Raw genomic sequence first — 11382 nt, 5'->3', positions numbered from 1 at the left:
TTTTTCAGACGAAGCGAGTTTCGGCGCAGCTAAAGGATAGTGCAGGCGCTTTCCTGGATACCGGCAAGGCCCAGTATTACGCCGGTGGCTGGCAGAACATCGGCGACACCTCTGGGGGAGAGATTGGCAAAGAGTTGATGCCTGGCTCTTATACCTTCAGCATGAATTACGCCTTTGCCCGAAAGGAAAAATCTCAGAACATAACCAGTGATCCTATTGTTGTGTTCAATACCGGTCAAGTCCATTCCGATAGCGGTAGCTGCACACATTACTATGCTGGTGGTTGGCGGGTATTTTCCCAGGATATGGAACTTTTGCCGGCAACTTATACATTTCGTTTTAATGATGGGTCCCCGGAGGGGGCGGCTACAATAGCCTCTGGCACAGTAAACCACCTCCATTAGATTGATCCCCGGAAAGTTAATGAACTCATCCGGGAAAGGCATTTGCCGGGGTGGCCATTGTCACCGGCACGCTGAAATACTCCGATGCCGGGATCGGCCTGAATTTTCAAGCCACGCAGTTCACGGCAGCCTCGGTTACTGGGAATACAGGAACGGGATCTTCATCTTATATCGGGTGTAAGCCGATCTTCAAAAGCGAACAAAGACAACTCCCGGCCCGACTCCAATCAAATGTCCAAGGTGCCGGCTTCAGATCACGCCTTGATAAAAGGCCAGCCGCCCGGCATAAGGCGAAAAAAGATGGAGGATCTGTTGTTGTTCTTCAGGAGATAGGGGTTTGAAATTTCGGCCGGTCCGGGCCAGGGTTTTTACCTCTTCGGGAGTGGAGCACCCCAAAATGGCTGAGGTGATGGGCTGGGAAAGGGCAAATCGAATGAGCAACTCGGGGGTTATGCCGGACTATGGGATTAAATAATGAGCGGCCCCCAAGACTTTCATCCCGATAACCGCCGCCCCTTTTTCATGGGCCGCAGGCAGGGTGGCGGTCAGAAACCCACCCAGGATTCCTTCAACAGGATTAACCGGGATCAGAACTGAATCTATCGGCCAGGTTTTTACGCCCCTGGTTAAAATTTCCGGGTCATGATGACCAGTCAGACCGATAAAACGGGATTTTTCTTTAACTTTGGCTTCAACAAACGCTTCTAAGGCCCCACCTGGCCCGGCAATAGTCTGAAGATCTTCTTCGGTCCTTACATCATGGATCTGCCAAAGGTCGAGGTAATCTATCCCCATGTTGAGGAGGGTATGGTCTAATTTCAGAAGGGCCTCTTTTTTGGTCCTCCTGGCCGATTTGCTGGTCTGAAAGATCCTGGTCCGGTCAGTGGAACGTCGAGGCCAAACCAGACCGTAATAGGTTTCGCTCCCGGCATAGGCTTGGGCGGAATCAAAATAGCCATTCCCTCTTTTTGTTAATAAGTGGGCATGGTATCCGAAGTTATGTATTAAGGATTATAAGCAATCTTAATAATAAAAACAACTAATTGTCATTATTTAAGATCCACGAAGGGTGAAAGTACCCTCATGGACGATTTCAGCCCATGATGTTCGGAAAGTGGCAAACTTGACCAGCCAATACCACCCATTTTTTCTGGCAGGAAGCTTTTTTTCTTGCATAATCAATTATACTTTGTTCTACTATTAACAGCTCATTCACCACGTGTAAAAGGAGTTGGGCCTCCGCTACGGCGGGAGCCTCATTTTTTCAAATTATAACGAATCTCAAGATTAATCCGTTTTGAAGGGATATCAACAGGAAAGGCTGGAATGAGCAGGAATATTGCTCTCCGAGACTTTCCCTGCCGCTCCAATACTACAGCATAATCCATCTGTTTCAGCCAGAAGATAGGTCCGGACGACTTGAACCTTTCCTGATTTGCTCAACATATGTTATTGACACACAAAGATGTCTATCTTATATTCCCTCCATTGTAATTAAAAATTAATCAATTTATCTCATATGTTATCAACATCTTAACCTAATATGACTCAACAAGCTTTAATCGATAAAAAAATCCGGATACCGGGAAATGCAATTGAACCAGGAATCGAGGATAAAATTGCATATTTAACAACAATGGGTGTGCTTTATAGGGGAGATATCCAAAAACTTCTCCCATTTATCCGAAGTGAATCCATTGATACTGTATTTGCTGATCCCCCTTTTAACCTTTCAAAAGTATATGGGGCCAAAGTAAACGATAATCGTTCTGACGATGAATATATTTGCTGGTGCAAAAATTGGTTGGATGAATGTTTCCGCGTTATTAGACCCGGGGGTGCGATTTTTGTTTATAACCTCCCGAGGTGGAATATTATTTTGGGTAATTACCTGATCGAAATTGGAATGATGTTTAGGCATTGGATTGCCGTAAATATAAAACTTACATTGCCGATCCCGGGCAGGCTTTACCCTTCTCATTATAGCCTGCTTTATTTCACTAAAGGCAATCCAAAGACTTTCAGAAAAATTCGAACACCAATAGAAATCTGCAGGCATTGTGGCAAAGAACTTAAGGATTATGGCGGACATAGGGGAGCGATGAATCCTAAAGGAGTAAATCTAACGGATGTTTGGAACGACATCACGCCGGTTAGACATTGGAAATTTAAAAGCCGCAAGAGATCAGCCAATCAATTATCCACGAAACTTCTTGAACGTGTCGTTCAAATTTCTACGAATGTATGCGATATTGTATTGGACCCTTTTGGTGGGAGCGGTACTACCTATGATGTGTGTGAAAGGCTGGAGCGTCATTGGATTGGGATGGAGATTGAGAACTGTGACGTCATTATTGAGAGACTGCAGACAGAGGACCTGAGCCCTCACAAATCCGAGGATTATATAGAAAGATAAACCGAGGTCAGAACGTGAAACACCAAAACATCGCTGATATTCTCTCCCGGAGCCTAAACGAAAACCTCTTCCCGCCTGAATATCAATTAGTCCCGAACCTTAATGAATTATATGAATTGGAACTTGCCTTTTATGAAAAACAGATTTTATCCGTCGAGGAGTTGCTCAAGAACGGGGCCTATTTTGCTCGTATAAGTGATACATATACCAGACATTTCAGGATGTGTACTGGTGAGTCCTTAAGATTGCCTTCTCATTCCTCTTCCAGACTAAAGTCTTTCTTTGAAAAAAATATTTTCAGAACGGGCTATGCAACCCATGGCCTTTTCCCCTATCGAGGAAAATTTCACCCTCAGATGGTAAAGGGGCTTATTAACATAATGGGTATCAAACCTGGCCATACAGTATTTGATCCTATGATGGGCTCTGGAACTGTGCTGGTTGAAGCGTCATTGATGGGGATACATTCAATAGGTATTGACGCGAGCCCTTTTTGCAGATTAATGACTCAGATAAAAATTGACACCATCACCATGTCCTTAACCCGGGCACACAAGGCTTTAAATAATTACCGGGAAGTCTTTGAGTATTTTAAGAATAAAATTGGGAAACCAAACATTGGGACAAAAACTCCCAATAACAAAATATCCGGTGATACAGTATCTGTTATGGATCAGGCGGCGGAATACCTTGCAAACCAAAACCGGAGTGGACTAACGAAACAACAAAAAGAAACCTCCGATACTTATAATTTTCTTCTTTTAGCGTTTTTAGACAGTGCCGGATACTCAGAAAGAAGCCAAAGAAAGAATCCTCTCGAACAGTTCAAGGCAATTCTCGAGAGATATATCTTCGTTGCGAATAAAATCCAAAATGTCTTGGCAGGTACTGAAGCAGATCTCGCCCCCTCCAGAGTGATCGAAGCTGATGCAAGGGATATTCCCATTGAGGATTCATCCATTGATGGCATTATTTTTTCACCGCCTTATAGCTTTGCCATTGACTACATCGACAATGATGCCATTCATTTGAATTTTTTAGGTGTGGAAATCGAAAGTCTTCGAGATAAAATGATAGGACTCCGGGGTAGAAATTTATCCGAGAAATTCGAGCTCTATAAAAAGGACATGGAGAAGGTACTCTCGGAATGCTCACGTATTTTGCGTTCCGGAAAGTTTTGTACAATTATTATTGGGACAAATGATAATCAGCTTAGTAAGGCATTAAAAATGCCACCAGAAGAAGTGCCGGGGCTTCATGAGATCCTCATCGAAATGGGCTCAAAGTTAAATTTTGTCCTCATAAAAATGATGAGCCGCTCCATCATGGGAATCTCAAACACTATGCGAAAAGAGAATATTATTATACTTCAAAAGAGTTAACTATTATTGCAGGGCTCTCCCGTCCGTGCCTTTCGGGATCTTGGGCACATCCAAACTTACCGCGTCAAACTCTACCACCTCAATACGCAAAACACCCTCTCTGATGGGGATTGAACTCCAGAGGGGCAGGTATGGCCTCAGTTCTCCAATATTCCCTATGCGATCAGTCAAAAAGGTTTTCAGATTATTGCCGGGAACAATGAGAAATCCGCCTACAAGACCTCCTACCTGCATAGTAAGAAGTAATTTATTGATCGCCCGATGACTGGAAGAAATATTCCCTGTTTCCCATTCAAATCCTATGTATCCAGCGTCACACATGAAAAGTGCATCCAAATCACCGGGGTGAATAACACCCTTATCAAGGGGAGGTAGCTTTTCCGTTAGCCATCCTGATTTTTTGAGATTTTCGATACAAGGTTTTTTAATAGGAACGACGCCATTCCCCTCTCCTCGTTTTTTCCCACTCTGAGGATAAATTGTGAACTTTCCCGATCCATGTGGCCAATCAGTGGCGTGGATCGCATCTTTTACCTGCTTACACGCGATATCCCATGCCTCTGATTTTGAGAATAGACCCACGGAAAAAATATCGTGAGTCTCAACAATTTTCATTTTTTCACCCTACCCCTGGGATGCTTCTTCTTGGAATAATCAGGATACAACGCCTGGAGCCGGTCCATGATTTCTGATGGTTTTATGCCCAGAGCTTTTGCTAATTGAAAAATGGTTTTTAATGAAGGGCTCTTCTTGCCGCGCTCAAGCAAGCTTATATAAGTTCGGTGGTAGCCGCTCTCAAACCCAAGCGACTCTTGTGATAAATTTTTATCATTTCTTAGTTGTTTTAATATGTTACCGAACAATTCTTCAATGGAACCATGATTAAAAGTTTTAGATAGATTTTTTTCCATTTCGGGATTATCAGAAATTGAAGACCATAAGTCTACAGACTATAGTGTGAAAATGAACTCCCCACTGAAAGGGAGGAAGGAGAACTTATCAACCCCCATGTCCCCGTAGAGTACCACGAATCATGAAAATGGTTTACAGGAGGTTCCAAATTTCAAATATTTTTGGCTATACGCAAAAAAATTTCTTGACAATCATTTTTTTTTGATATAATTTTTGCATAGTGAAAATAATTTTCACTTGGTGAAAATAGAATGAAAGATAACACTCCAAAAGAAGATTCTTATTTTATTGCTTCCCTGGAGAGGGGCATCATGGTTCTCGAGGCCCTCGCCAAAAACAAGGGACCGCTCGGCCTGGTCGAATTGGCCTCGCTGACCGGAATTTCGCCGGCGACGGCAACGCGCTACGCGATGACGCTCGTATCCCTGGGATATGTCATCAGGGATCCGGTCACCAGGCAATTCCGGATCGCGCCCAAAGTGCTCTCCCTGGGGTTTTCCCTCCTGCGTGATATGGATTTGAGAGCCCGGGTCTCTTCGCACCTGCTGGAGGCGTCCCGGCGGCTGAACGTCGGGGCCCAATGCGCGATTCTGGATGGAACGGAAATTGTCTATGTGGAACGGATTCAGATCAATGTCATCGTCGACCTGGATATTCCCGTAGGTTCCCGCCTGCCGGCCTGTTGCACCGCTTTGGGAAAGGTTATCCTCGCTTTCATGGATTCCGTTGAGGCGGAAAGAATCATCCGGGACAGCGATTTGGTCGCCCACACGCCCTACACCGAAACCAATCCAGCCAGACTGACCGCATCCCTGGAGGTGATCAGGAAGCAAGGCTTTGCCATCAACCGGCAGGAATTGTTTTTGGGGAGAAATGCGGTGGCGGCGCCTGTCTTCCGCAATGGTGCGGTCGAAGGCGCCATCGGATTTTCTTTTCCGTTCCAGAAGGAAAAAGAAGCAGGCTTTGAGCAGAATCTGGTGGAAGTTCTCAAGGATATTTCGAAGAAGGCCTCTTTGGCTTCGACCCCCTGAAACGCTTTTAAGAAAAAACCGTTGCGGAGGACCGGGGTGGGTTGCCCGCAAAAACAGAAGGAGGTAACAATGGAAAGAAAATGGAAGGTCGCGGTCCGTGTCGTTCTTTTTACTGTAGTCTTGGCTGTGGGTGTCCCCCTCTTTGCCGCTCAGGACTACCCCAGCAAGCCCATCAACCTCTATGTCGGATTCCCGCCCGGGGGCGTTGCCGGCAATACGGCCAACGCAGTGGCGCCAGGCGCCCAAACCTCTTTGAAACAGCCCGTCGTCGTCCAGTACAAGCCGGGAGCGGGCGGAACCGTAGCCGCCGATTTCGTGGTCCATTCCGAACCGGACGGCTATACCCTCATTAATGCCGGAACCTCCACTCTCGCCTACTCCATGTTCACGGAAGGTCTGAAATGGGGGCCGAAAGATTTTACCGTCATTCTGGGTTACACGGCGTTCAACTATGCCCTGGTTGTCCCCACCGACGCCCCCTGGAAAACTTTCGATGACTGGGTCAAGTATGTCAAGGCCCACCCCGGATTCAAGTACGGAACCTATGGCCCCTTGAGCACCATGCATGTACTCATGGAATGGCTCTCCAAGGAATTGGATCTCAAGCTCATTCCCGTTCATTTCAAGGGTGACGCCCCGGGAATGGCCGCTATTCTGGGCGGCCACATCCAGATGTACGTTGCCGCAGGAACGCACTGCGCCCAGGTCAAGGCCGGGAAGCTCCGGACCCTTCTGCAGGTTTCGGGAGAGCCCAAGGATGCGAATCCGCAAACCGTGACCCGGTTCAAGGAGCGATTCCCCAAAGCGCCTATCGAAGTCTTCAATCTTCCCATTGGCATTTTCGGTCCCAAGGGGATACCCGCATCCATCCGGGCCCAGTTGACCGAAGCCTTCAGGAAGTCCGCCAAAAGCGAAAGCTGTGCCCGCGCCCTGTCACAGATGAATATGAACGTGGAGATTGTCGAGCCGGAACAACTGGAGCGGGACCTGGTGTCCGCCACTGAGAAACTCGGTAAGCTGGTACGCGAACTCAACCTGAAACGGTAAAAATTAAAGGGACATGGACATGAAAGCGGAATACCTCAGCGCTCTCGTTATTGCGCTGATTTCCTTCCTGGCCTGCGTCGGCGCCTGGAAGCTGGGGCCCGGTCAGATCGGAAGCCCCGGACCCGGCTTCTTCCCCTTGGTCCTCGGAGCGACCACCGGGGTCTTTTCGCTCATCATCCTGGCCGGACAGCTTTGGAAAAGAACAAAGGGCGTCGACGCAGAGCCGGGGACTACGGGTGGGGCGATTAAAGTTGTCTGTATCCTCGCGGCCCTGGTAGCCTACGGGTTCCTGCTGGAAAAAATCGGTTATATTTTTACCAGCCTCATCGTCTTCACCTTTCTTTTTAAGGTGGCTGGTTCCAAAAATGGCATTTCGTTGGTAAGGGCCTTTGTCGTGGCGGTGGTCAGCTACATCCTCTTTTCCTGGCTTTTGGGCGTTCAACTACCGAAAACCCCCCTCGGGATCTAAGGAGGCGGTATGGATATTTTCTCTCATATTCTCTACGGGTTCCAGGTTGCCCTGATTCCGGTCAATGTCCTGGCCTGCTTTGCCGGCGCCGTCATGGGAACCCTCGTCGGCGTCCTGCCGGGACTGGGACCGGTGGCCACCATGTCCATGCTCCTGCCCATCACGCTGAAAATGTCCCCCGTGACGGCCGTCATCATGCTCGCCGGGATTTATTACGGCGCGCAGTACGGCGGCTCCATCACGTCCATCCTCGTCAATGTCCCCGGTGAGGCGACCACCGTTGTTACCTGCCTCGACGGGTACAAGATGGCGCAGAAGGGGCGGGCCGGTCCCGCCCTCGGCATCTCTGCCATCGGCTCCTTCATCGGTGGCACACTCAGTCTGATCGGGGTCATGCTTCTGGCGGCGCCGATCGCTTCCTTTGCCTTGAAATTCGGCCCCCCGGAATACTTCGCCTTGTGTTTTCTGGCCCTGACGGTCGTGACCTCACTGGCGGCGAAGTCGACGCTAAAAGGTTTCGTCACGGCCATGCTCGGCATGCTGGTGGGCACGGTGGGCATGGATCTGGGGACCGGGCTGCCGAGATTTACCTTCGGCATTCAGACGCTCGCCGACGGTGTCGGCCTGATCCCGGTGATCATGGGCCTTTTCGGGATAGGTGAGATCCTGCTCAACGTGGAGAAACTCATCAACTTGAACGTCGGGGACACCAAAATCGGAAAAATCTGGCCGACGGTCAAAGATTGGATCGACAGCCGCTGGGCGATCCTGCGGGGGACCGTGATCGGGTTTATCCTGGGTCTTATCCCGGGAAGCGGGGCGATCATTTCTCCCTTCGTCTCTTATGCGGTGGAGAAAAAAATCTCCAAGCATCCCGAAAAATTCGGTACAGGGATCATTGAAGGGGTGGCCGGTCCGGAGACGGCCAACAACGCCTCGTCTCAGGCCTCGTTCATTCCGCTTCTGTCCTTGGGTATTCCTTCCAACGTGGTGACCGCCGTCCTGTTGGGGGCGCTGATGATTTACGGAGTCGAACCGGGTCCGCTGCTCGTGGCCAACCGTCCCGATATGTTCTGGGGCGTCATCACCAGCATGTATCTGGGAAACGTAATGCTCGTCATCCTAAACATGCCTCTGATCGGCCTCTGGGTGCAGATTCTGAGAATCCCCTACCGGCTGCTCATGCCTTTGATCCTCTTGTTCTGTCTCATCGGCGTATACAGCATCAACGGCAACGTGGTCGAGATCTGGATCATGGCCCTCTTCGGTCTGATCGGCTACCTGATGAACCATTACGGTTATGAACCGGCGCCGTTCGTAATGGGACTCGTCCTCTCGCCGATCGTGGAAGATTCCTTTCGCCAGAGTCTCGTCCTTTCCGAAGGAAGCTTCCTGATTTTTTTTACGCGGCCGCTGTCCGGTGTGCTCATGTTTATCGCCATCGCCGTCCTGGCCAGTTATTGCGTTCCCCTGTTCAAACGGAATATAGAAGTCATAAAAGAAAACGTAACGGATTAAAAACAAATGCAAAGGAGAATTCATGGTAACACTGATCAAACAAACCCACATTTTTGCTCCGGAAGATCTCGGTGCCCGGGATGTCGTTATCCTGGGAGAACAGATCGTCGCCATCGGCGAGGATCTGACGCAATGGGCGGACATTGAGGGGACCCGGATTATAGAAGGAAATGGGCATTATCTCCTCCCCGGATTCGTCGACGCCCATGTCCATATCCTGGGCGGGGGCGGCGCCGCCGGCTTCGGCAGCCGCGGTCCGGAGATGACCTTCAGCGAGGCCGTGCTGGCTGGAACCACGACGGTGCTGGGCTGTGTCGGCGCGGACCAGGTGGGCCGGGACCTGTGGACCCTGCTGGCCAAAACCAAGAGCCTGGAATTTAGGGGAATGACGGCCAAGATGCTGACCGGCGGCTTCGATTGGCGGATCACCCTTACCGACAACATCATCAAGGATATGTTTGCCATCGACAATGTGATCGGGGCCAAAGTGGCCGTTTCCGACCGCCGGTCCTTTCACCCGACACAGGACGAACTGAACCGATTAGTGGCCGATACGATGCACGGGAGCCTCCTGTCCGGAAAGGCGGGGGTGCTTCAGGTCCACGTGGGTGATCTGGAAAGCGGGATCACGCCGCTGATTAGAGCGGTCAAGGAGACGGGGGTTCCCATCAAACATGTCTGGCCGACCCACTTCAACCGCAACGAGCTCCTGATGGAACAGGCCCTCGATTGGACCAGGATGGGCGGGACGGTTGACCTGACGCCCTCCATCGCTCCCCCCAATTTCAAGCGAGGGACTTTTTCGACCAAGGCGCTGAAAAAATTCCTGGCCCAGGGGGTCTCCATCGACCAGATTACGGTCAGCACGGACGGCGGCGGCGTATCCACGATTCACGGGTTCGACAAGGTGGAACGTTTTCCCCTTAATCTGCTTTACAAGGAATTCAAGGAGCTGGTCCAGGTCGAAGGTCTGGCAGTGACCGATGCCCTGAAGGTCACCAGCACCAACGTAGCCCGCATGATGAGGTTGGGACGCAAGGGCGTAGTGGCCGAAGGGGCCGACGCCGACCTCGTCCTCATGGATCCCGAGACGCTGGAGATCGAACTGGTCATCGTACGTGGAAAAGTCGCCGTTCGGGATGGAAAAATCATGTTGACCCAGAAGCTGGATGTATAATACGAAAATAACGTTCGTCGTTCGTCGTTCGGCGAAAAAATTAGTACGAAAATAGAATTTATTTATTGTAGAACAGCCGCCCTCGGCTGTTTCCATGTAAGGAGGAATACAAGATGTCGGACTATAGAAAACCCAAAGGAATGTACACCATTTTACCGCTGCCCTTCACCGAGAACTTTGAGATCAAGGAAGACGTCCTGCTCGAAGCGATCGATTGGGCCGTGGGAGCAGGAGCCAGGGGGATTGTCGCCACCGGCTCCGTGGGTGAGTTTTCTCACCTGGACCGGGAAGAAAGACTACGGGTCATGGAAGTCAGCCTGGCCCGGATTCGCCAGCACGCCGGTGTGGACGCCATTGCCATGACCGCGGCCGCCGGAACTCTGGAAACGATCTATTACACGAAATATGCCAAGGAGCTTGGCTATGATTACGTCCTGATCGTCCCCCCTTTCTACTGGAGGGTGGGCGAGGAAGAGGTCTGGCGGCATTTTCGGATGATCTCCGAGGCCGTAAAGATTCCCATCATCGTCTATCACAACGCCGTTACCTCCAAGTTCGACATCTCCGTTAAATTTGCCCGAAGACTGGCGGAGATACCGGAGATCGTCGGCATGAAGGAGATGAAGCACGACATGGCCTTCCTTATGTCGCTCTACGGCGCCCTTTCCACGAAACTGAGCCTTATGCAGACCTTCCGGGTTTACCTTCAGGCACTCCTAATGGGTGCGGCCGGCGGCTCCATTACCTGTTTCGCCCTTCCCGCCTGTGTGCGTATCACGGAACTCTTCGAGCAGGGAGAGCTGGCCAAGGCCATGAAAATACAACAGGCCCTCAACGAGCTCTTCAAAGGGTCCACGGAAGGAGCGGGCGTACTGGGCCGCATCAAGACGGCCTGCTCGCTGACGAGCGGCCTGGATTTCGGACCGCCCCGGCCGCCGTACCTGGCGCCAGGGAAAGAAGAGATGGCGATCCTTCAGGCCAATTTCGATCGCCTGACCGATGCCATGGTGTCTTCTAAATAGGAAT

At 50.3% G+C, this 11382-nt stretch carries 13 protein-coding genes; 9 read left to right on the top strand and 4 right to left on the bottom strand.

The window, feature by feature from the left end:
* The coding region (locus HY879_25020) for a hypothetical protein (protein MBI5606607.1) at positions 1-404 on the top strand (404 nt) is incomplete at its 5' end.
* A 249-nt stretch (positions 405-653) separates the two neighbouring features.
* Here HY879_25020 and HY879_25015 read toward each other — a convergent pair.
* The gene (locus tag HY879_25015; protein ID MBI5606606.1) at positions 654-845 is read right to left on the bottom strand and encodes a hypothetical protein; all 192 of its coding nucleotides are present in this window, start codon (positions 843-845) and stop codon (positions 654-656) included.
* Positions 846-863: 18 nt separating this feature from the next.
* Positions 864-1409 (bottom strand): aldo/keto reductase, encoded by a 546-nt coding sequence (locus tag HY879_25010; protein ID MBI5606605.1) that lies wholly within the window; start codon positions 1407-1409, stop codon positions 864-866.
* Positions 1410-1947: 538 nt separating this feature from the next.
* Between HY879_25010 and HY879_25005 the strand changes: the two genes are divergently transcribed.
* Positions 1948-2820, top strand: a complete 873-nt coding sequence (locus HY879_25005) for a site-specific DNA-methyltransferase (GenBank protein MBI5606604.1) — start codon at positions 1948-1950, stop codon at positions 2818-2820.
* A 14-nt stretch (positions 2821-2834) separates the two neighbouring features.
* Positions 2835-4202 (top strand): hypothetical protein, encoded by a 1368-nt coding sequence (locus tag HY879_25000; protein ID MBI5606603.1) that lies wholly within the window; start codon positions 2835-2837, stop codon positions 4200-4202.
* 3 nt (positions 4203-4205) lie between these two features.
* On the opposite strand, the gene HY879_24995 is transcribed toward HY879_25000, so the two are convergent.
* Positions 4206-4817: a hypothetical protein gene (locus tag HY879_24995; protein ID MBI5606602.1), complete on the bottom strand. Its 612-nt coding sequence runs from the start codon at positions 4815-4817 to the stop codon at positions 4206-4208.
* Positions 4814-5113, bottom strand: a complete 300-nt coding sequence (locus HY879_24990; GenBank protein ID MBI5606601.1) for a helix-turn-helix transcriptional regulator — start codon at positions 5111-5113, stop codon at positions 4814-4816. The genes HY879_24995 and HY879_24990 overlap by 4 nt, the downstream gene beginning before the upstream one ends.
* Positions 5114-5365: 252 nt before the next feature.
* On the opposite strand from HY879_24990, the gene HY879_24985 reads away from it, so the two are divergent.
* From HY879_24985 to HY879_24960, 6 genes are all read left to right on the top strand, one after another.
* Entirely contained in the window at positions 5366-6145 is a 780-nt protein-coding gene (locus HY879_24985; protein MBI5606600.1) for an IclR family transcriptional regulator, read from the top strand.
* A gap of 69 nt (positions 6146-6214) precedes the next feature.
* Positions 6215-7192: a tripartite tricarboxylate transporter substrate binding protein gene (locus HY879_24980; GenBank protein ID MBI5606599.1), complete on the top strand. Its 978-nt coding sequence runs from the start codon at positions 6215-6217 to the stop codon at positions 7190-7192.
* A gap of 19 nt (positions 7193-7211) precedes the next feature.
* Positions 7212-7661: a tripartite tricarboxylate transporter TctB family protein gene (locus HY879_24975; protein ID MBI5606598.1), complete on the top strand. Its 450-nt coding sequence runs from the start codon at positions 7212-7214 to the stop codon at positions 7659-7661.
* Between the two features lie 9 nt (positions 7662-7670).
* Positions 7671-9179, top strand: a complete 1509-nt coding sequence (locus tag HY879_24970; protein ID MBI5606597.1) for a tripartite tricarboxylate transporter permease — start codon at positions 7671-7673, stop codon at positions 9177-9179.
* Between the two features lie 22 nt (positions 9180-9201).
* Positions 9202-10356, top strand: coding sequence for a beta-aspartyl-peptidase (locus HY879_24965; protein ID MBI5606596.1), 1155 nt, complete (start codon positions 9202-9204; stop codon positions 10354-10356).
* A gap of 113 nt (positions 10357-10469) precedes the next feature.
* The gene (locus tag HY879_24960; GenBank protein ID MBI5606595.1) at positions 10470-11378 is read left to right on the top strand and encodes a dihydrodipicolinate synthase family protein; all 909 of its coding nucleotides are present in this window, start codon (positions 10470-10472) and stop codon (positions 11376-11378) included.
* The last annotated feature ends 4 nt before the right edge of the window (positions 11379-11382 follow it).

The sequence above is a fragment of the Deltaproteobacteria bacterium genome, assembly GCA_016219225.1.
Taxonomy (GTDB): domain Bacteria; phylum Desulfobacterota; class RBG-13-43-22; order RBG-13-43-22; family RBG-13-43-22; genus RBG-13-43-22.
The sequence above is the reverse complement of the archived record's forward strand: the minus strand, read 5'-3'. Positions and strand labels throughout refer to the sequence as shown.

Excerpts from the sequence above, each read along its gene's own strand:
- HY879_24970 (MBI5606597.1), top strand. The coding sequence starts at position 7,671 with ATGGATATTTTCTCTCATATTCTCTACGGGTTCCAGGTTGCCCTGATT.
- HY879_24995 (MBI5606602.1), bottom strand. The coding sequence starts at position 4,817 with ATGAAAATTGTTGAGACTCACGATATTTTTTCCGTGGGTCTATTCTCA.
- HY879_24960 (MBI5606595.1), top strand. The coding sequence starts at position 10,470 with ATGTCGGACTATAGAAAACCCAAAGGAATGTACACCATTTTACCGCTG.
- HY879_24975 (MBI5606598.1), top strand. The coding sequence starts at position 7,212 with ATGAAAGCGGAATACCTCAGCGCTCTCGTTATTGCGCTGATTTCCTTC.
- HY879_25005 (MBI5606604.1), top strand. The coding sequence starts at position 1,948 with ATGACTCAACAAGCTTTAATCGATAAAAAAATCCGGATACCGGGAAAT.
- HY879_24990 (MBI5606601.1), bottom strand. The coding sequence starts at position 5,113 with ATGGAAAAAAATCTATCTAAAACTTTTAATCATGGTTCCATTGAAGAA.
- HY879_24965 (MBI5606596.1), top strand. The coding sequence starts at position 9,202 with ATGGTAACACTGATCAAACAAACCCACATTTTTGCTCCGGAAGATCTC.
- HY879_24985 (MBI5606600.1), top strand. The coding sequence starts at position 5,366 with ATGAAAGATAACACTCCAAAAGAAGATTCTTATTTTATTGCTTCCCTG.
- HY879_24980 (MBI5606599.1), top strand. The coding sequence starts at position 6,215 with ATGGAAAGAAAATGGAAGGTCGCGGTCCGTGTCGTTCTTTTTACTGTA.